This is a genomic window from Bacillus sp. EB V-12, assembly GCF_056158125.1.
On the sequence record NZ_JBUXJL010000001.1, the window covers coordinates 507,183 to 528,061 of the forward strand.

Here is a 20,879-nt window from a genome sequence, read left to right on the forward strand (position 1 = left end):
AAACTGAAGAAGTATTCATTTTTGAACCGGAAAGAGACAGGGGGGCTAAGCATGACGGCGATTCACCGAATGGAGATTCCTGTACCATTTGCAGTGGAAACTGTGAATGTGTTTTTAGTTGAGGGGGAGACATTAACATTAATTGATACAGGGACGAATACAGAAGAGGCAAGGAATGCGTTAGAAAGTCAATTAGGTGCATTAGGACATACGATAGAAGATATTGAAACAGTAGTCATTACGCATCATCATGCAGATCATTGTGGACTTTTAAATATATTTTCTGAGAAGACGAATATTATTGGACATCCTTGGAATGAGCCTTGGATTACACAAAATCCAGAATTTTTAAAGCGGTATCATGAATTTTTTAGAGAGACGGCCTTACAGTTTGGTGTGCCAGCAGCATTTTTGAAAGACGAGTCGTTATTGACGACGAGGACACTTAAATATTCTTGTAATAGATCGTTAACGCATACTGTGAGAGAAGGAGATCGTATTGATTCTTTGCCTGGATTTACAGTACTTGAAACACCAGGTCATGCTTCTACTCATATTTCTTTATATAGAGAATCTGATGGAATATTAATTGGTGGAGATGCTCTCATTAGTCATATTTCTTCGAATCCAATACTAGAACCGCCATATGAAGGGCAAACAGAGCGGGCACGCCCATTACTACAATATAATCAAACATTACAGCGTTTAAGCGAAATGAATATTTCACGCATTTTATCAGGGCATGGGGAAGATGTTCTAAATGTGAAACAACTTATTGAAACGAGATTACAAAAGCAAGAAACACGTGCTTTTAAAGTGCTTGAGTTATTAAAGGAAAAACCAATGACAGCATTTGAAGTATGTGTAAAACTATTTCCGGTATTATATAAAGAACAATTACCACTTACTATTTCAGAAACGGTTGGACAATTGGACTATTTAGCATATAATCAACAAGTGATGATTGATGAGTCATCGCAACAATTGATTTATTATGCAAAGTAGGTGACAGCAATGACAGGACGTTTACAAAATAAAGTAATCGTCATTACAGGTGCTTCTAGTGGGATTGGTGAGCAAGTTGCAATGCAAGTTGCAGCACAGGGAGCGACTCCAGTATTAATGGCTCGAACAGAAGAGAAACTACAAGCGTTAGTAGACAAAATTAAAGAAACTTATAATACGCCTTGCTATTATTATGTATTAGATGTAAGTGAAGAGATGGAAGTACAGTCTGTTTTTTCAAAGGTATTACAAGAAGTGGGACGTATTGATATATTAGTAAACAATGCGGGATTTGGTATTTTTAAAACGTTTGAAGATGCGTCAATGGGTGAAGTAAAAGATATGTTCCAAGTAAATGTATTTGGATTAGTAGCATGTACGAAAGCGGTACTACCTTATATGGTAAACAAGAACGAAGGACATATTATTAATATTGCTTCACTTGCCGGAAAAATTGCAACTCCGAAATCAAGTGCGTATGCAGCAACGAAACATGCTGTATTAGGATTTACGAATAGTTTACGCATGGAATTAGCGAATACAGATATTTATGTTACAGCAATTAATCCAGGTCCGATAGATACAAACTTTTTTGAAATAGCGGATCAATCTGGTACATATGTAAAGAATATGGGACGTTACATGTTAAAACCAACATACGTAGCAGAACAAATCGTAAAGTCGATGCACACGAAAAAACGTGAAGTAAACTTACCGAAGTGGATGGGAATTGGTCCAAAACTTTATGCTTTATTCCCAGGTTTATTTGAACGTGTAGCAGGTAAATCATTAAGTAAAAAATAGGAGATTTCCACATGGAAATCTCCTATTTTTTATTGTTTTCCAGTCACATAATCATAAACAATATCCTCAATCTCCTCGTATAAATCAATTTCAATATTTGAATGAGTCACCGTTTGAATATGTTTCACTAGCATTTCCTGATCTTCTTTTGATATTGGACTGCATTGATATTGCTGAAAACTTTTTATAATCATTTTCTCAATTAATTTTTCGTTCATATTTTTTCCCGCCTGTATGTACGTATGTATTGTTTTATTGTACTTGAAGTGAAATAAAAAAACTACTATGCACTATTTTTGTATAAAAATTCGGTTGAGTATATTATTTTTCTAATAAAATTAAGTTTTTTTAGATTTTAAAATTTATAAATATTTAATTGACTCTATAAATATACAATATTATAATCATACTTAATTTAAAGAATCGATTTGAGGAGGAACTTATGAAAGTCGCAATTATTGGAGCCACTGGATATGGGGGCATTGAATTAATTCGTTTATTAGAACAACATCCATATTTTTCGATAGCATCTCTTCATTCTTTTTCGCAAGTTGGTGAGTGTATAACAAATGTATATCCGCATCTTCGAAATGTTCTCGTTCATACGTTACAAGAAATTGATGTGAAGACAATAGGGAAAGAAGCAGAAATCGTATTTCTAGCAACACCAGCAGGAGTATCGGCGGAGTTAACTCCCAAGTTAGTAGCAGAAGGTTTAAAAGTAATTGACCTATCTGGAGACTTTCGTATGATAGATCCTTCGTCATATGAACTGTGGTATAAAAGGCCAGCAGCGAAAGAAGAAATTCTTAGAAAAGCAGTGTATGGGTTAAGTGAATGGAAAAGGACTGAGATTCAAAAGGCAAATTTAATTGCAAACCCAGGATGTTTTGCTACAGCCACATTGCTAGCGATAGCGCCGTTAATACGTAGTAGCATGATTGAAGAAGATTCGATTATTATTGATGCGAAATCAGGGGTATCAGGAGCAGGAAAAACACCAACAACAATGACTCATTTTCCTGAGCTATACGATAACTTACATATCTATAAAGTAAACCAGCATCAGCACGTTCCGGAGATTGAGCAAATGCTTACAGAATGGAATAGTGAATCACAGCCAATTACATTTAGCACACATTTAATACCGATATCACGAGGAATTATGATTACACTTTATGCAAAAGTAAAACAAAAGATGGAAATAAAGCAACTTCAAAAATTGTATGAAGAAACGTATGAACAATCGCCTTTCATCCGAATTTGTACGCAAGGGAAATTTCCAAGTCCAAAAGAAGTGAGAGGCTCAAATTATTGTGATATTGGCATAGCTTACGATGAAAGAACTGAAAGAGTTACGGTCGTTTCTGTTATAGACAATATGATGAAAGGCGCGGCTGGGCAAGCGATTCAAAATGCAAACATAATAGCGGGACTAGAAGAGACAACAGGTTTACAACATATGCCGCTTTATCTATAAGGGGGACATGATGATTAAAGTAGCGTCTATTACAAAATTAGAAAATGGTTCAATTGTAACGCCGAAAGGCTTTTCGGCAATTGGTACTGTAAATGGTCTGAAAAAGGAGAAAAAGGATTTAGGGGCAATCGTTTGTGACGTACCAGCATCATGTGCCGCTGTGTATACAACGAATCAAATACAAGCAGCCCCTTTGCAAGTAACGAAGGATAGTATAACGGCAGAAGGGAAGTTACAAGCAATTATCGTTAATAGTGGAAATGCAAATGCTTGTACTGGAATGCAAGGATTACAAGACGCATACGAGATGCGCGTGTTAGGGGCGGAACATTTTGGGATGAAAGAAAATTACGTTGCAGTAGCTTCAACAGGTGTAATTGGTGTTCCACTGCCGATGGATATAATCCGAAAGGGGGTTGCAACTCTTATACCGACGAAGGAAGAAAGTGAAGCATATTCTTTTTCTGAAGCAATTTTAACGACGGATCTTATCACGAAAGAAACTTGCTATGAAATGATTATTGATGGGAAGAAAGTGGTGATTGCGGGTGTTGCAAAAGGTTCAGGGATGATTCATCCGAATATGGCAACGATGCTTAGTTTTATTACGACAGATGCTCATATAGAGCATAACGTATTGCAAACAGCGTTATCACAAATAACGAATCATACATTTAATCAAATTACGGTGGATGGAGATACTTCTACGAATGATATGGTCATCGTTATGGCAAGTGGATTATCAGAAACAAGGCCGATAAATATGGAACATACAGATTGGGAAACTTTCGTAGGTGTTTTACAGAAGGTATGTGAAGATTTAGCGAAAAAAATTGCGCAAGATGGTGAAGGCGCTACGAAGTTAATAGAAGTAAATGTGCTAGGAGCTCAAACGAATGAAGAGGCAAAAAAAATTGCAAAGCAAATAGTCGGTTCGAGTCTTGTGAAAACAGCAATACATGGTGAAGACCCAAACTGGGGGCGAATTATTAGCAGTATTGGACAAAGTGAAGTAGCTATTAATCCGAACACAATTGACATTACTCTTCAATCTATATCGGTATTAAAAAATAGTGAGCCTCAAACATTTTCTGAAGAAAAAATGAAAGAGAGGTTACAAGAAGATGAAATAGTCATTAATGTGTACTTACACTTAGGTGAAGAGACAGGATCAGCTTGGGGCTGTGACTTAAGCTATGAATATGTGAAAATAAATGCTTGTTATCGTACATAAGGAGAGAGAAGATGAGCGATTATATTGTAGTGAAATGCGGCGGTAGTATGTTGAATCAATTAAATGATGTGTTTTTTGAATGTATAAAGAAATTGCAACAGAAGTATAAAGTAGTGATTGTTCATGGTGGTGGACCAGAAATTGATGCCAAATTAAAAGATTGTAACATCAACGTAGAAAAAAGAGATGGATTACGGATAACACCAAAAGAAGTTATGGATGTTGTTCAAATGGTGCTATGCGGAAGTACGAATAAAAAACTCGTAATGAATTTACAAAAGCATAATTTACTTGCGGTAGGTTGTTCAGGGTGTGACGGCAATTTACTTCAAATTCAACCTGTCAGCGAAGAGATAGGATATGTAGGGGAAGTAAGTTATGTAGAAACAGCTTTATTAAAAGGATTAATAAATATGGAGTATATTCCTGTTATTGCTCCAATCGGGGTAAATGGTAATGAAATTTATAACATAAATGCGGACAATGCTGCGGCTGGGATTGCGGCCGCGTTAGGAGCAAAAGAGCTTGTTTTTATTACGGATGTAGATGGAATATTACATGAAGGGAATTTGGTAAAGGAAACGGATGAATCTGAAATTGCAACTTTTATAGAAACAGGTGTTATTACAGGTGGGATGATTCCAAAAGTACAGGCGGCACTAGCATCATTAAAAATGGGAGTGCAAAAGATAAGTATTGTGAATGGTACAAAAGATTTTACTGAGGTTACGGGAGAGTGTATTGGAACGACGGTAACGAAAGGTGTGAGTATTGCATGACGAGTCATCTTTTTCAAACGTATGGCAGAAGAACTATTGAGTTTGTAAAGGGAACTGGAACGAAAGTTATTGATAATAAAGGTAAGGAATATTTAGATTTTACATCAGGAATTGGCGTATGTAATTTAGGACATTGTCACCCTACTGTTCTCAAAGGTGTACAAGAGCAACTTGATGATATATGGCATATATCTAACCTGTTTACAAACAGCTTACAAGAAGAAGTTGCGTCATTATTAACAGAAAATAGAGCATTAGATTATGTGTTTTTCTGTAATAGTGGGGCAGAGGCAAATGAAGCGGCTTTAAAGTTAGCACGTAAGCATACTGGAAAATCTCTCGTCGTAACATGCCAGCAGTCTTTTCACGGTAGAACATTTGGAACGATGAGTGCAACAGGCCAAGATAAGGTAAAAGAAGGATTTGGTCCATTACTTCCATCTTTTTTACATATCCCTTTTAACGATATTAAAGCATTAGAGGAAGTAATGAATGAAGAAGTTGCGGCGGTAATGGTAGAAGTAGTTCAAGGAGAGGGAGGAGTAATACCTGTTGATCTATCTTTTTTGAAAGAGATTGAAACATTATGTAATAAGTTCGGTTCCTTATTTATTATAGACGAAGTACAAACGGGGATAGGAAGAACTGGAACACTATTCGCTTATGAACAAGTGGGAATAGAGCCTGATATCGTTACCGTTGCAAAGGCACTTGGGAATGGGATTCCTGTCGGAGCGATGATTGGCGGGAAAGAGCTCGGAACGTCGTTTACTGCAGGATCACACGGTTCAACTTTTGGCGGGAATTACATCGCGATGGCTGCAGCGAAAGAAGTATTGCAAGTGAGTAAAAAACCATCGTTTTTAAAAGAAGTACAAGAAAAAGGCGAGTACGTATTAGAGAAGTTGCAAGAGGAATTACAGCATGTCGAATGTATTCAAAATATACGTGGTAAAGGGCTTATGATTGGGATTGAGTGTAAGCATGAAGTTGCAAGTTTTATAGAACAACTAGAAAACGAAGGACTTCTCGTATTACAAGCAGGCCCTAATGTTATAAGACTATTACCGCCACTCATTGTCACGAATGAAGAGTTAGAACAGGCAGTATATATAATAAAAAAAGTAGTTTGTACAAAAAACGTATCAATCATATAAGGGGGAAGTTTCATGTCAACTGTACAAGTACCGAAATTAAATACGAAAGATCTTTTAACACTAGAAGAATTAACGAAAGAAGAAATTATTTCTTTAATTGAGTTCGCTATATATTTAAAAAAGAATAAGCAAGAGCCTTTATTACAAGGCAAAATATTAGGGCTTATTTTTGATAAGCATTCAACTCGTACTCGTGTATCTTTTGAAGCGGGAATGGTACAACTCGGGGGACATGGTATGTTTTTAAGTGGAAAAGAGATGCAAATGGGAAGAGGAGAAACTGTTTCAGATACTGCGAAAGTATTATCGCAGTATATTGACGGGATTATGATACGTACATTCTCGCACGCGGATGTAGAAGAGCTTGCAAAAGAATCGAGTATTCCTGTTATTAACGGTTTAACGGATGATCATCATCCTTGTCAAGCATTGGCAGACCTCATGACAATATATGAAGAAGCAAATACATTTAAAGGAATAAAATTGGCTTACGTAGGTGACGGAAATAATGTATGTCATTCATTGTTGCTAGCGAGTGCAAAAGTCGGAATGCATATGACTGTTGCAACGCCTGTAGGATATGAACCGAATGAAGAGATTGTAAAAAAAGCGTTAGCGATTGCCAAGGAAACAGGAGCTGAAATTGAAGTTTTGCATAATCCTGAATTAGCGGTGAATGAAGCAGATTTCATTTATACTGACGTTTGGATGAGCATGGGGCAAGAGGGCGAAGAAGAGAAATATTCTTTATTTCAACCTTACCAAATCAATAACGAACTTGTTAAGCATGCGAAGCAAACATATCGTTTCTTACACTGTTTACCTGCCCATCGTGAAGAAGAAGTAACAGGAAAAATTATAGATGGACCGCAGTCTATCGTCTTTGAGCAAGCTGGTAATCGATTGCATGCTCAAAAAGCGTTATTAGTGAGTTTATTTAAAAATGTAGAAGAGCCTTCCTAAAAGGGAGGTTTTTTTATATTAAAATGTCATATGTATATTTAGTTAACCATTTCGATATCATTTATAATAAAAGAGAAAACTAAATTTGTTTTTCAGAGTGTGTAAGGACAAACTACATATAAAAATATAGTTAAAGAGATGATGAGGGTGAAAACAACTAAGAAAACATATTCGTTTTTTCAGCGGATGTGGAGAATATTAAAGTTTCAATATTATAAGTTGCTTCGATCGCCAGAAGGCGCAAAGAAAGTATCGTTAGGGTTTGCTATAGGATTCGGCTTAGAAATGTTAGTCATTTATACGGCATCGCTCGTATATGTAATATTTTATCCAATCGTCAGGTTAGCAAAGGGATCTTTTCCTGCGGCAGTTATTGGCAATATTATTGGGAAAATATCGTTTCTCCCAGTATTTTTATTTCCGCTTGCGTATGCGCTAGGAAAAATGATTTATCCATTTCATGTACAGAAAATTCATCATGAACCATTTACGATATCGGACTTGTTTTCAAGTCACATTTTTACGATATTAAAGAGCTTATTACAAAGTGAAGTGTATGTATTAATTGGAATGACGATTTTAGGAGTTGTGTTTGGTCTCATTTCGTATTTCGTTGTGCATTATTTATACGAAAAGAACCGTAAGTTACGCTTGAAGAAAAGGAAGAAACGAGTGAGAGAACCACTTGTACAATTATAAACAATGTCACATCCATTTTCTCCTTTGAATATGTTTAAGAAAAAGGAGGAGAGGATAATGTATTATTATTACGTACCTCAAGTATATCCATATGTAAATTATTATCCGGTTTATGATACGAGTAGACAATACGAATTATATCGGCAACAACAATTACAGCAATTATCACAAATACCACAATTACCACAACAACAGCCTACACAGGAAAAAAAACCATATTTAACAACATGGCCATATTCCAATGTGTACTATGGTAATTATTACGAATCATAAAGCTGCTTCTATTTAGAAGCAGCTTTATACGTTTGTTTTCAAAATTAAATTTTGAATGGTTTGAAGAGAATGAATGAGCTTTTCGCGCTCTTCCTCAGATAATGTTTGGAAATTTTCTTTTAGTTTGTCTAAAATGAATTGCTGATACTGATTTACTAATAATTTCCCTTCAGCTGTTAGAGAAATTAAAATGACCCGTCGATCTTTTTCGCTATAATGACGCTCTATTAGTTCTTCTTGAATAAGTTTGTTTAATAGAGGTGTCATGTTAGGCCGTGAAATCGCTAGCCGCTTGCCGATTTCGGAAACTGCTAATGTGCCGTTTTCATGCAAAAGCAGTAATACTTGTGTATGTGATGGCGGCATATGTCTTTGAGAAGAAAATTCTCCAGGAAGCATAAATTTGCGATAAAAAAGAGGCACTAGCGAAAGAAGATGATCAACAATACGTTCCCACTCGCGTGATTCCATATAAAGGCCCCCTTCCACTATCATTGTAACAAAAAAGACATGTTATAAAAATAGAATTGTTTCATGGTCGCTTTAATATTTGTAGGATAACACTTGCTTTGTAAATGTATTGGCAATAATTGCATAGCCGTTATCATTTGGGTGTACTTGGTCAAATAATAACTCTTTTTTATCATTCGATATTAATTTGCGAATTGGTAAAACGATAGATGGTTGATTTGTTTTGGAAATGGAATAAACAGATTCATTCCAGCCATCTAAAAACATATCTGCATAACTTGCGATGGAGTCATCGAGTTGTAACGGGTTATAGAGTTCTGAGAGAATGAGTAAAGCATCCGGATTTTGATCTCGAACTGTCTTTACAATACTTTTTATATCCGCTTCAAAATGAGCTTTTTCTTTATTTAACATTTTTATACCATCTATAACACCAACATCACGATTTAAACGAAATAAATTATTTCCTCCAATATTAATTGTAATTATATTTGCTGCTCTAATTTTTTCCTTTACATCTTCTGATTGAACTTTTTTAGCGAGACGATCTGTTGTAAGACCGTTTACCCCAAGGTTTTCTACTGTAATTGGTTTATGAATTTGTGCTTCTATTTGCTTAGAAGCTAATTCAGCAAATCCACCTTGTGTCGATCCGTATCCTTTAGCGAGTGAATCACCTAATACAAGATGATAAAAAGATTCGTTTGTTTGCTTATCAATCCAATTTGGGGCAGATGTTTTTTCTGTTTTTTCTTCAGATTCATTTTGTTTTGTCTCGTCGTTCTTTTCAAAATAAGAATAAGAAATGATCAGAAGGAGGAGACAAACAATTGTTAAGATGACTTTTTTCATAAATTCATCCTCCTTGTAATTGGTAATTGTATCATATTCAGCAGTATTAGCAATGTAAGGGCATATTATATGTTTATGAAAAGTTTATAATAACTTTACAGAAAATTTGTTGAAGTTTGTCAAAAAATATTGACGATAGGAAAGAACTTTATATATGATAATGTCAGATAAGGTGAAACTTTAACTAGTGGGAGCTTTATTTCCTTTTAATTAATAGTCTTCATCAATCGGGCGTTTAAGGGGACTACTCGTTAGCGCAGGGTGAAATGAAAATTGTGTCTCTAATAGAAGAAAAAAGGTATGTGGTTAGAGACAGATAGGGATTCATTTCATTATTTCTGGTAATTGTATAAGGGGGATTTTTTGTGAAAAAGTCAAAAAAAATGCTAGCTGGAGCAACTCTTGCGATTGGTGTAATGGCACCGCAAGTAATGCCAGCAACAGCTCATGCAGATGAGAACGCTGGGGAGAGTACAGTTAACTTACGAATTCTAGAAACATCAGATATTCACGTTAACTTAATGAATTACGATTATTATCAAACGAAAACAGATAATAAAGTAGGTCTTGTACAAACGGCAACACTCGTTAATAAAGCACGTGAAGAAGTGAAAAACTCTGTCCTATTTGATGATGGGGATGCATTACAAGGGACACCGCTTGGGGATTACGTAGCGAATAAAATAAAAGATCCGAAGAATCGTGTGGATCCTAGTTATACACATCCATTATATCGTGTAATGAATTTAATGAAGTATGACGTCATCTCTCTTGGGAATCATGAATTTAACTACGGTTTAGATTATTTAAAGGAAGTGACTAGTAAAGCAAAAATTCCGGTTATTAACTCGAATGTCTACAGAGATGACCATGATGGTAATGATGAGAATGACGAGCATTACTTTGATAGACCATATCATATTTTAGAGAAAGAAGTAGTGGATGAAGCAGGCCAAAAACAAATAGTGAAAATTGGTGTAATGGGATTTGTTCCACCACAAATTATGAATTGGGATAAAGCGAATTTAGAAGGACAAGTAAAAGCAAAAGATATTGTGCAAACAGCGAAAAAATTAGTTCCGGAAATGAAGGCGCAAGGTGCGGATATTATAGTTGCACTAGCGCATTCAGGTGTTGATAAGAGTGGATACAACGAAGGAATGGAAAATTCATCGTTTTATTTAGCGACAGAAGTTCCTGGCGTAAATGCAGTATTAATGGGACATTCACATACTGAAGTGAAGGATGTATTTAATGGTGTTCCAGTTGTAATGCCGGGTGTTTTTGGTAGTAACTTAGGTATTATTGATATGCAATTGAAAAAGGTAAACGGAAAATGGGAAGTGCAAAAAGATCAGTCTAAGCCGCAACTTCGTCCGATTGCTGATAGTAAAGGTAATCCATTAGTAGCATCTGATCAAAAATTAGTTAATGAAATTAAAGATGAACATGAAAAGACAATCGAATATGTAAATACACATGTAGGTAAAACGAAAGCACCAATTAATAGTTATTTTTCATTAGTACAAGATGATCCTTCCGTACAAATTGTGACAAATGCGCAAAAATGGTATGTAGAACAAGAACTTAAAAAACCAGAATACGAAAAGATTAAAGATATTCCAGTTTTATCTGCAGGAGCACCATTTAAAGCAGGTGGCCGAAACGGTGCGACATATTATACTGATATTCCAGCTGGAACGTTAGCAATTAAAAACGTTGCAGATTTATACGTGTATCCAAATACGTTATATGCTGTAAAAGTAAATGGGGCACAAGTGAAAGAATGGCTTGAAATGTCTGCAGGTCAGTTTAATCAAATTGATCCAAAGAAAACAGAAGAACAGCCGTTAGTAAATATAGGATATCCTACATATAACTTCGATATTTTAGATGGCTTAAAATACGAAATTGATGTAACACAACCGGCGAAATACGATAAAGATGGAAAAGTTGTAAATGCAAATGCTAATCGTATTGTAAATATGACATATGAAGGTAAGCCAGTAGCTGACAATCAAGAGTTCATCGTCGCTACAAATAACTATCGTGGAAGTAGCCAAACGTTCCCAGGTGTAAGTAAAGGGGAAGTTGTATACCAATCACAAGATGAAACACGTCAAATCATTGTGAAGTATATGCAAAAAATAAAAGATATTGATCCAGCAGCTGATCAAAATTGGACATTTAAACCGATTGTTGCAGATAAATTAAATACAACATTTGATTCTTCACCAAATGCACAAAAGTATATAAAGAAAGATGGGAACATATCATATGTTGGACCATCTGAAAATGAATTTGCTAAATATGCAATTGATATAACGAAGAAAAATGATGATAAAGAAACTGGTGGAGAAAATCCGACGACACCACCGAAAGGTGATGGAGAGAACCCGACGACACCGCCAACAGGTGGTGGAGAAAACCCAACGACACCGCCAACAGGTAATGGAGAAAACCCAACACCACCAACAGAAGAAGGTAATAATGGTAATGAACCAAAACAAGATGGAAACAATACTGGATCTGGACAAACTACAACAGCTGATCAAAATAAAAAAGAAACAACAACAACTGTAAGTGAAAATAAAGAAGCTGAAAAAGATGAACGTGATTTACCGAAAACAGGTGCAAGTATTGCTTCTACAATTGGAGCGGGTCTTGCGTTTGTTGGAGCGGGATTACTTATGTTATTTAGAAGAAAGAAAGCGAATAGATAGTCGAGAAATATAAAAAGGATTACCGATTTGGTAATCCTTTTTATTATATTATGAAACTGGTACTGCTTTTTCTTTTTTCCATGAAAGACCGAATCCAGTAAAGCCGACGATAATGGTTACGACTGGACATGCTAAACAGAAGATTGCGTATGGCAGGTAATCGAATGTTGGAACGCTAAGAACGTTTGTTAAGAATACGCCACTTACACCCCATGGTACGAGTGGATTAATTACTGTACCAGCATCTTCTAATACTCGTGATAAATTACGACGTTCTAAACCGACTTCATCGTATTTATTAGCGAATGCTTGTCCTGTTAAAACGATAGATAAGTATTGCTCACCAAGTAAGAAGTTTACACCAATTGCAGTTGAAGCAGTAGAAATAATTAAGCGTGTACTAGTTTTTACGAAGCTAGAGATAATATTCATCAGCTGCGCTATAATACCCATTCCTTGTAATAATCCTCCCATACAAAGAGCTAGGAAAATAAGAGCAATTGACATCATCATACTTTGCAGGCCACCGCGAGATAATAAGCTGTCAATGTCTTTGATACCAGTTTTAGAAACGTAACCGTCTTGCATAATTTTTATTAAATCAGCTAAAGAAGTGCTAGGTTTAAAAATAAAGAGAATAATAATCCCTACCACAATTCCTGCAAGTAATGTTGGAACTGCGGGTACCTTTTTAAATGCGAATAGGAACAGTAATAAAATAGGAATCAGTGTAACGATAGAAATCGTTGCATTTTTTTCTAGTGTGTTAATAAATGCTGAGAAATCAACGTTTCCACCAGATCCGCTTCCTAAAATGAAAAATGCGATAAAAGCAATAATGAAAGCTGGCACTGTTGTCCAAAGCATGTTACGAATATGTTCAAATAAATCTACACCTGTTACAGCAGGCGCTAAGTTTGTTGTATCAGATAAAGGAGACATTTTATCTCCGAAGAATGCACCAGAAATAATTGCACCAGCAATAAGAGCTGGATCGTATCCAAGGGCAGTACCCATTCCCATAAAGGCAAGTCCTACAGTTGCAGCAGTTGTAAATGCACTACCGATACTCGTTCCAACAATTGCACAAACAACAAAAACAGTTGGAACGAAAATTTTTGGAGATACAAGTTGGAAGCCGTATACCATTAAAGTTGGAATAGTTCCAGCTGCGATCCAAATGCTAATTAATACGCCTACAAGTAAGAAAATAAATATAGATGGAATACCAGCTGAAATACTACTTATCATTCCTTTTTCCATAGTAGACCAATCAATTTTTTTCATAAATCCAAACGCTAATAAAAGAACGATGCCAAATAAAATCGGGATGTGTGGTGAAACTTCTAATTTGATAACACTAAAGCCAATGCAGAAAAAGATAAAAATTGTTAAAAGAACAGACTCAATTTTTGAAACCATTGTTTTCCCCTCCTAAGTAATGTGAAATAGCTCTTTTTTATATAAAATTCGCCAATATTGTATATTTCCTTCTAAAATTTAGAATTTTGTGACAAATTACCGGTAATTGTTAGTTCTTCTATATGATGCGGAAATGATTGGATAAAAAAACGTCCCTGCATATAATTATGCAGGGACGAAGAAATCGCGGTACCACCCTAGCTTGTGAAATGAATGTATCACAAAATAAAGGGTCATATGATATGCGCTTATAAAATAAAAAACGCCCCTGCAATATATGCAGGGACGAAAAATTCGCGGTACCACCCTAAATTGTGAAACAGTGTCGTTTCACCACTCTTTAGACATAACGGTCTATAACCGTCTTTCACTACTCCTCACGTTTCGTAAAAGAAGCTCCAGGGGGTAATTCATAATTCGCTCTGTACTGGTTCGCACCGACCACCAGCTCTCTGAAATCAGAAATCGAAATACTACTAAATCCTATCAACGCCGATTCATATGATGTTAGTTAAATTTTTATCATATTTTCATCTTACATGTCAATAAAAATATTAAATGTTTTTTTAGGGAAATAAAGGATAATTGTTTTTAACGCTGTAAAAATGTACGTTATAATGAATTTGAAAGGGGGAGGAAAGAGTGAAGAAAAAAATAATTCTTTTTACCACTTTATTAGTTATTGGAGGAAGTGCTGGAATTTACACAGCTTTTGCGGCTGAATCAGAGCAGTTGAAACAAAAGCAAATACAACAGTCAGAAGTGAAGAAAGTAAAAGAAATAGAAGAGAAGAAATCAATGGAAAAAGCAGCAGAGAAACTAGGAGTTTCTACTGAGGGGAAAACAAAAGAAGAGGTTACGAAAGAAGTAAATACCGCTAGGTTTGAGAAGCGTCATGATTTATTAATTGAGCACGCTAAGCAACTTGGAATTGATACAGAGGGGAAAAAAGATGAAGAAATTATTTTAGAAATTGGAAAGATACAGCATGGAAAGTAGAACAACTTATCGTATGATAAGTTGTTCTTTTTTAAGAACTATTTGATTTTAAAATAATTGACAGTCATTCAGATTTAATGTTAACTATATTTATAAACGAGTTAACATTAGGGGTGACAATTGTGACAATAAATAGTAAAACGATTGAAAAATCATCTTATACATATGAAGAATTAGCAGAGAAAAATAAAGCTTACGTATGGCACCCATTTACACAAATGAAAGATTATTTAGAAGAAGATCCTGTCATTATTGAACGTGGAGAGGGAAGAAAGCTATACGATGTAAATGGTAATGAATATTGGGATGGTGTTTCATCTATATGGTTAAATGTTCACGGACATCAAGTACCGGAATTAGATGAAGCAATTCGTGAGCAATTAAATAAAATTGCTCATTCTACTATGTTAGGACTTGCTAACGTTCCATCTATTTTATTAGCAGAAAAAATTATTGAGGTTGTACCAGATGGATTGAAGAAGGTATTCTATTCTGATTCAGGTTCTACCGCTGTTGAAATTGCAATTAAGATGGCTTTCCAATATTGGCAGCATAAAGGGAAACGAAAGAAACAAAGATTCGTTACATTAAAAGAAGCATATCACGGTGATACAATTGGAGCTGTTTCGGTAGGAGCAATAGACTTGTTTCACCAAGTGTATAGTTCGCTCTTATTTGATGCGATTAAAATGCCGTATCCATATACGTATCGTTCTCCTTACGGAAATAATAAGGAGGAAATTGTAAAAAGCCATTTAGAAGAAATGGAAGAATTGTTGAAAGAAAAGCATGAAGAAGTAGCTGCCATCATTGTAGAGCCATTAATGCAAGGTGCTGGCGGGATGATTACAATGCCAAAAGGATATTTAAAAGGACTGCGCGATTTATGTACTAAGTACAATGTATTATTTATTACAGATGAGGTAGCGACTGGATTTGGGCGTACAGGGAAAATGTTTGCTTGTGAACATGAAAATGTGACGCCAGACATTTTAACTGCCGGGAAAGGTTTAACAGGTGGATATTTACCAATTGCAGTTACGGTAACGACAGATGAAATATATAATGCCTTCTTAGGAGAATATGAAGAACAAAAAACATTTTTCCATGGACATAGCTACACAGGCAATCCGTTAGGGTGTGCCGTAGCAATCGCGAATCTAGAACTATATGAAAAAACAAATTTAATAGAAGAAGTGGCACGTAAAACGGATTATGTGGCAGCGCAATTAGAAAAGCTCTTTGCGTATAAACATGTAGGTGATATTCGTCAGTGCGGATTAATGGTTGGTATTGAGCTTGTGAAGAATAAGGAAACGAAAGAAGCGTTTGACTGGACAGAGAGAGTCGGTGTTCAAGTATGTAAACGCTCAAGAGAGCTGGGTATGATTTTACGACCGCTAGGTAACACGATTGTATTTATGCCACCACTTGCTTCTACTTTTGAAGAGATTGATGATATGTTACGCATTTTATATAAGGCAATCTCGGATGTTACGGAGGGAGAATAATGAGTGGTTTTTTCATAACAGCAACTGATACTGAAGTTGGAAAAACAGTAGTTGCAGGTGCTATAGCAGGTGTATTTAGAGAATTAGGATATAACGTAGGGGTGTATAAACCGTTACAAAGTGGGCATGTTGCATCAAACCCTGAGGGAGATGCGGCAAGGTTAAAAGTATTATCAGGTGTACCGACACAAGAAAATGAAATTTGCCCTTATTCTATTGAAGAACCACTTGCTCCGAGACTTGCCATGAAAAGAGCTGGAAGAGTAGTAAAGTTAAAAGAAATTACTGATTACTATAATGAACTATTAAAAGAGTTTAATAGCTTATTTGTAGAAGGAGCAGGTGGGCTTGCTGTTCCATATACAGAAGATGCTTTAGTAATTGATTTTGCAAAAGAATTACAGTTGCCTCTTATTGTAGTAGCTCGTCCTACATTAGGAACAGTAAATCATACAGTGTTAACGATTGCTTACGCAAAGGCGCATGGTTTAACCGTAGCGGGTGTCATTTTATCAGGTTGCAAAGAATGTGAAATGGAAAGAGTGAAAGAAAATAAAGAGATGATTGAAGAGCTGAGCGGGGTACCAGTTTTAGGATTATTGCCATTCTTTGAAGGTGAGTTTACGAAAGAAGAAGTATTAGAATCTGCAAAAGAACATATTATGATTTCAAAATTAGAGGAGTTTATCCAAAATGAATCAAACGTGGCGGGCGCACCTTCAATGTAAATTACAACAATTACATGAGCAAGGGCAGTATCGTGATTTGCATGTAACAGAGAAGGCAGAAGAGACTTGGCTTATTCGAGATAAAAAAAGGATGTTAAATTTAGCGTCAAATAATTATTTAGGGTTAGCTGGAGATGAAAGGTTAAAAGAAGCTGCTATTGCCTGTACAAAAAGATATGGAACTGGAGCGACTGCCTCTCGTCTCGTTGTAGGAAATCATCTATTATATGAAGAGGTTGAGAGAAGCATATGTGACTGGAAAGGTACTGAAAGAGCTTTAATTGTAAATAGTGGGTATACGGCAAATATAGGTGCCATATCTTCTTTAGCCTCTCGGCACGATATTGTTTTTAGTGATAAGTTAAATCACGCAAGTATTGTTGATGGAATCATATTAAGCGGGGCAGAGCATAAAAGGTATCGTCATAATGATTTGGATCATTTAGAGAAGTTGTTGAAAATGGCTTCGCCTGAAAAAAGGAAATTAATCGTAACAGATACCGTTTTTAGTATGGACGGTGATACTGCGTATTTGAGAGATTTAGTACAGCTGAAAGAGAAATACGGGGCAATCATTATAGTCGATGAAGCACATGCGAGTGGAATATATGGAATCGGCGGAGCTGGGTTATCTCATATAGAAAAAAATCTTTCTCAAAAAATTGATATACATATGGGGACGTTTAGCAAGGCTTTAGGGTGTTATGGTGCGTATTTGACAGGTGATGAAATTTATATAGAGTATTTACAAAATATGATGAGAAGCTTTATTTTTACTACAGCTTTACCACCAAGTACGTTAGGAGCGGTGCAAAAAGCAATTGAAATTGTAAAAGAAGATAACGAAAGAAGAGAGAACCTTATAGCAAACGGAGAATACTTCAGAACTAAATTAAGGGATGCTGGTTTTGATATTGGGAATAGTTCAACTCATATTGTACCGATTGTAGTCGGTTCAAATGAACATGCTTTACGGTTTAGTAAAAGGTTGCAAGGGGCAGGGATTGCGGCTATTGCAATTCGTCCGCCAACTGTGCCGGTTCATAGTTCTCGAATTCGCTTTGCAGTTACATCGCAACATACAATAGCTGATTTAAAATGGGCTATTGACCGAATTATCCACATTGCGAAAGAAGAGGAGCTTTTCGTATGAATGAGCTAAAGATTATTTTTATCCCCGGATGGGGAATGGAAGAGAATATTTGGGATTTAGTACTTCCGTATTTTAAAGGATATTCTGTTCAATGCATAGATTGGCGTAATGTGAAAGAACGAAGTGAATTTGCGGAACGAATTATAGATGTAGCGCATAATGACAACGTAATATTGGTTGGATGGTCACTAGGAGCGTTAGCAGCAGTTGAAGCTTATAAAAAGATTCAGGCAAAAGGCATCGTATTAATTGGTGGTACTGCTAAATTTACAAATACGAGCGATTACAGTAACGGATGGAATGCTTTGCATGTAGAACGGCTGAAAAGGAATTTGGCGAGAAGGAAAGAAGATACGCTCAAGCGGTTTTATGAAAATATGTTTACGAAAGATGAGCTAAAAGAGAATAAAAACTTTGAAGACATTGTAGACCGTTTTAAAGGTGATTCTATTCAGTCTTTACAACTAGGTTTAGATTATTTAATAGAAACAGATATGAGAGAAGAACTAAAAGAAATTAAAGTACCTATACTACTTATTCACGGAGAACAGGATGTAATATGCCCATTGTCTGCGGCACGTAGTATGACGGAAAATAGCAGCAGCGAGCTGAAAGTAGTAAGTGAAGCAGGGCATGCATTATGTGTGACGAATTTTGAATATTGCGCAAATGAAATAATTCAATTTGTAGAGGGGATACGACATGATCAACAAAACGTTACTACAAAAACGGTTTAATGGGGCAGCCGTATCTTACGATCGATATGCAAATGTACAAAAAAAGATGGCACATTCATTACTTTCAATCTTAAAGGAACGATATAGTGAAACGGCATCAATACGTATTTTAGAACTAGGATGCGGGACGGGGTATGTAACAGAGCAATTATCAAAGTTATTTCCGAAATCACATATTACAGCAGTTGATTTTGCTGAAAGTATGATTGCGATTGCGCAAACTAGACAAAATGTAAAAAATGTAACGTTTCACTGTGAAGATATTGAGCGATTACGATTAGAAGAATCATATGATGTCATTATTTCAAATGCTACATTTCAATGGTTAAATAATTTACAACAAGTGTTAAGAAATTTATTTCAACATTTGTCTATAGATGGGATATTACTCTTTTCAACGTTTGGACATGAAACATTTCAAGAATTGCATGCTTCGTTCCAACGTGCGAAAGAAGAAAGAAATATAAAAAATGAAACATCGATTGGTCAACGTTTTTATTCAAAAGATCAGTTGCTTCATATATGTAAGATAGAAACAGGAGATGTGCATGTTTCTGAAACATGTTACATAGAGAGTTTTACAGAAGTTAAGGAGTTTCTGCATTCTATTCGAAAAGTAGGAGCAACTAATAGCAATGAAGGATCATATTGTCAAAGTCCCTCACTCTTTCGTGCGATGCTACGCATATACGAAAGAGACTTCACGGGAAATGAAGGGATAATGGCAACGTATCATGCTTTATTTATACATATAACAAAAGAGGGGAAGAGATGAAATGAAACAAGTACAAACAAAAAGGGATTGGAAAAAACTTGCATACGACGTAGTGGAAGAGAAGATGATTACAAAAGAAGATGCAATAGCGATATTAGAAGCTGATGATACAGAAGTTTTAGAAATTATGAATGCGGCTTACATTATTCGCCATCATCACTTTGGTAAGAAAGTAAAATTGAATATGATTATTAATACGAAATCTGGATTATGTCCTGAAGATTGTGGATATTGCTCACAGTCTATTATTTCAGAAGCACCGATTGATAAATATGCATGGTTAACGCAGGAGAAGATTGTAGAAGGGGCACATGAAGCAATACGCCGTAAAGCAGGTACATATTGTATTGTAGCGTCTGGTCGTCGTCCGACGGATAAAGAGGTAAATCACGTAATTGGAGCAGTTAAGGAAATTCGTGAAACGACAGACTTGAAGATTTGTTGTTGTTTAGGTTTCTTAAATGAAGATCAAGCAGGACGTTTAGCGGAAGCAGGCGTGCACCGTTATAACCACAACTTAAATACACATGCAAATAATTACGATAGTATTTGTTCAACTCATACGTATGATGATCGTGTTGATACAGTTCAAAAAGCAAAACAAGCGGGCATTTCCCCATGCTCTGGAGCGATTTTTGGCATGGGAGAAACAATTGAAGAGCGTGCTGAAATTGCATTTGAATTACAACGTATAGATGCAGATTCTATCCCTTGTAATTTCCTTGTTGCTGTAAAGGGGACACCTCTTGAAGGGCAAAAAGAGTTAACGCCAGTAGAATGTTTAAAAGTACTGGCAATGATGCGTTTTGTAAACCCGACAAAAGAAATTCGTATTTCAGGAGGACGTGAAATCAATTTACGTTCTGTACAGCCAATCGGTTTATTTGCAGCGAATTCTATTTTTGTTGGGGACTACTTAACGACAGCTGGACAAGAGCCGACTGCAGACTGGGGTATGATTGCAGATTTAGGATTTGAGATTGAAGAGTGTGCATTATAAGATAGATGAAAAAGCAAACTTGTAAAAGGGTTTGCTTTTTTTGTAAATAAAATGTAATAAATAGTTGTGAACGCCTGTTACTATTGGTTTTTGAACGAAAAAAAGAATTTTTGT

Annotated in this window: 21 protein-coding genes and 1 other annotated feature; of the genes, 17 read left to right on the forward strand and 4 right to left on the reverse strand. The window is 35.8% G+C overall.

Translation table 11 applies throughout. The features are described 5' to 3' along the window. Window positions 1-51 precede the first annotated feature (51 nt). Both ACZDYH_RS02720 and ACZDYH_RS02725 read left to right on the forward strand, forming a co-directional pair. A complete protein-coding gene (locus tag ACZDYH_RS02720; RefSeq protein ID WP_000125119.1) occupies window positions 52-1,005 on the forward strand; it encodes an MBL fold metallo-hydrolase in 954 nt (317 codons plus the stop codon). A 9-nt stretch (window positions 1,006-1,014) separates the two neighbouring features. After that, window positions 1,015-1,809, forward strand: a complete 795-nt coding sequence (locus ACZDYH_RS02725) for an SDR family NAD(P)-dependent oxidoreductase (RefSeq protein ID WP_000147794.1) — start codon at window positions 1,015-1,017, stop codon at window positions 1,807-1,809. Window positions 1,810-1,838: 29 nt separating this feature from the next. Here ACZDYH_RS02725 and ACZDYH_RS02730 read toward each other — a convergent pair whose 3' ends face one another. Beyond that, window positions 1,839-2,027, reverse strand: a complete 189-nt coding sequence (locus ACZDYH_RS02730) for a YqzH family protein (protein ID WP_001003222.1) — start codon at window positions 2,025-2,027, stop codon at window positions 1,839-1,841. Window positions 2,028-2,251: 224 nt separating this feature from the next. Between ACZDYH_RS02730 and argC the strand changes: the two genes are divergently transcribed. From argC to ACZDYH_RS02765, 7 genes are all read left to right on the forward strand, one after another. Continuing rightward, on the forward strand, window positions 2,252-3,289 hold the full coding sequence (gene argC / locus ACZDYH_RS02735) for an N-acetyl-gamma-glutamyl-phosphate reductase (RefSeq protein ID WP_000861258.1): 1,038 nt from the start codon (window positions 2,252-2,254) through the stop codon (window positions 3,287-3,289). A 10-nt stretch (window positions 3,290-3,299) separates the two neighbouring features. Then, window positions 3,300-4,523 (forward strand): bifunctional glutamate N-acetyltransferase/amino-acid acetyltransferase ArgJ, encoded by a 1,224-nt coding sequence (argJ, locus tag ACZDYH_RS02740; protein WP_140421509.1) that lies wholly within the window; start codon window positions 3,300-3,302, stop codon window positions 4,521-4,523. Window positions 4,524-4,534: 11 nt separating this feature from the next. After that, window positions 4,535-5,302 carry an acetylglutamate kinase gene (gene argB, locus ACZDYH_RS02745; protein WP_001286797.1) on the forward strand — a complete coding sequence of 256 codons (768 nt, stop codon included), beginning with the start codon at window positions 4,535-4,537 and terminating at the stop codon, window positions 5,300-5,302. After that, on the forward strand, window positions 5,299-6,459 hold the full coding sequence (locus ACZDYH_RS02750; protein ID WP_000200540.1) for an acetylornithine transaminase: 1,161 nt from the start codon (window positions 5,299-5,301) through the stop codon (window positions 6,457-6,459). Before argB ends, ACZDYH_RS02750 begins: the two co-directional genes overlap by 4 nt. Before the next feature lie 12 nt (window positions 6,460-6,471). Beyond that, window positions 6,472-7,422, forward strand: a complete 951-nt coding sequence (argF, locus tag ACZDYH_RS02755; RefSeq protein WP_102955928.1) for an ornithine carbamoyltransferase — start codon at window positions 6,472-6,474, stop codon at window positions 7,420-7,422. Between the two features lie 138 nt (window positions 7,423-7,560). Continuing rightward, a complete protein-coding gene (locus ACZDYH_RS02760; RefSeq protein ID WP_002005691.1) occupies window positions 7,561-8,121 on the forward strand; it encodes a DUF2062 domain-containing protein in 561 nt (186 codons plus the stop codon). Window positions 8,122-8,178: 57 nt separating this feature from the next. Continuing rightward, complete coding sequence (locus tag ACZDYH_RS02765) at window positions 8,179-8,394, forward strand: hypothetical protein (RefSeq protein ID WP_000291956.1); 216 nt, start codon at window positions 8,179-8,181, stop codon at window positions 8,392-8,394. Window positions 8,395-8,418: 24 nt separating this feature from the next. Here ACZDYH_RS02765 and ACZDYH_RS02770 read toward each other — a convergent pair whose 3' ends face one another. Beyond that, window positions 8,419-8,865: a MarR family winged helix-turn-helix transcriptional regulator gene (locus ACZDYH_RS02770; protein ID WP_000445819.1), complete on the reverse strand. Its 447-nt coding sequence runs from the start codon at window positions 8,863-8,865 to the stop codon at window positions 8,419-8,421. 72 nt (window positions 8,866-8,937) lie between these two features. After that, on the reverse strand, window positions 8,938-9,717 hold the full coding sequence (locus ACZDYH_RS02775; protein ID WP_000755851.1) for a GDSL-type esterase/lipase family protein: 780 nt from the start codon (window positions 9,715-9,717) through the stop codon (window positions 8,938-8,940). A gap of 365 nt (window positions 9,718-10,082) precedes the next feature. Between ACZDYH_RS02775 and cpdB the strand changes: the two genes are divergently transcribed. Further along, entirely contained in the window at window positions 10,083-12,440 is a 2,358-nt protein-coding gene (gene cpdB / locus ACZDYH_RS02780) for a bifunctional 2',3'-cyclic-nucleotide 2'-phosphodiesterase/3'-nucleotidase (RefSeq protein ID WP_088361860.1), read from the forward strand. A gap of 48 nt (window positions 12,441-12,488) precedes the next feature. On the opposite strand, the gene nhaC is transcribed toward cpdB, so the two are convergent. Beyond that, entirely contained in the window at window positions 12,489-13,862 is a 1,374-nt protein-coding gene (nhaC, locus tag ACZDYH_RS02785) for a Na+/H+ antiporter NhaC (RefSeq protein WP_000253716.1), read from the reverse strand. 278 nt (window positions 13,863-14,140) lie between these two features. After that, window positions 14,141-14,361, reverse strand: a binding site (T-box leader). 143 nt (window positions 14,362-14,504) lie between these two features. Between nhaC and ACZDYH_RS02790 the strand changes: the two genes are divergently transcribed. The 7 genes from ACZDYH_RS02790 to bioB all read left to right on the forward strand — a co-directional run bounded on the left by ACZDYH_RS02790 (window position 14,505) and on the right by bioB (window position 20,765). Then, window positions 14,505-14,861: a hypothetical protein gene (locus ACZDYH_RS02790; RefSeq protein ID WP_000726902.1), complete on the forward strand. Its 357-nt coding sequence runs from the start codon at window positions 14,505-14,507 to the stop codon at window positions 14,859-14,861. Window positions 14,862-14,938: 77 nt separating this feature from the next. Beyond that, entirely contained in the window at window positions 14,939-16,372 is a 1,434-nt protein-coding gene (gene bioA / locus ACZDYH_RS02795) for an adenosylmethionine--8-amino-7-oxononanoate transaminase (RefSeq protein ID WP_142384833.1), read from the forward strand. Continuing rightward, the gene (gene bioD, locus ACZDYH_RS02800; protein ID WP_088361861.1) at window positions 16,372-17,100 is read left to right on the forward strand and encodes a dethiobiotin synthase; all 729 of its coding nucleotides are present in this window, start codon (window positions 16,372-16,374) and stop codon (window positions 17,098-17,100) included. Before bioA ends, bioD begins: the two co-directional genes overlap by 1 nt. Beyond that, a complete protein-coding gene (gene bioF / locus ACZDYH_RS02805; RefSeq protein ID WP_001077286.1) occupies window positions 17,066-18,253 on the forward strand; it encodes an 8-amino-7-oxononanoate synthase in 1,188 nt (395 codons plus the stop codon). Before bioD ends, bioF begins: the two co-directional genes overlap by 35 nt. Then, a complete protein-coding gene (locus tag ACZDYH_RS02810; protein ID WP_001004172.1) occupies window positions 18,250-18,990 on the forward strand; it encodes an alpha/beta fold hydrolase in 741 nt (246 codons plus the stop codon). The genes bioF and ACZDYH_RS02810 overlap by 4 nt, the downstream gene beginning before the upstream one ends. Continuing rightward, complete coding sequence (gene bioC / locus ACZDYH_RS02815) at window positions 18,956-19,765, forward strand: malonyl-ACP O-methyltransferase BioC (protein WP_000608914.1); 810 nt, start codon at window positions 18,956-18,958, stop codon at window positions 19,763-19,765. The genes ACZDYH_RS02810 and bioC overlap by 35 nt, the downstream gene beginning before the upstream one ends. Window position 19,766: 1 nt before the next feature. After that, a complete protein-coding gene (gene bioB / locus ACZDYH_RS02820) occupies window positions 19,767-20,765 on the forward strand; it encodes a biotin synthase (protein ID WP_000815856.1) in 999 nt (332 codons plus the stop codon). Window positions 20,766-20,879 lie beyond the last annotated feature (114 nt).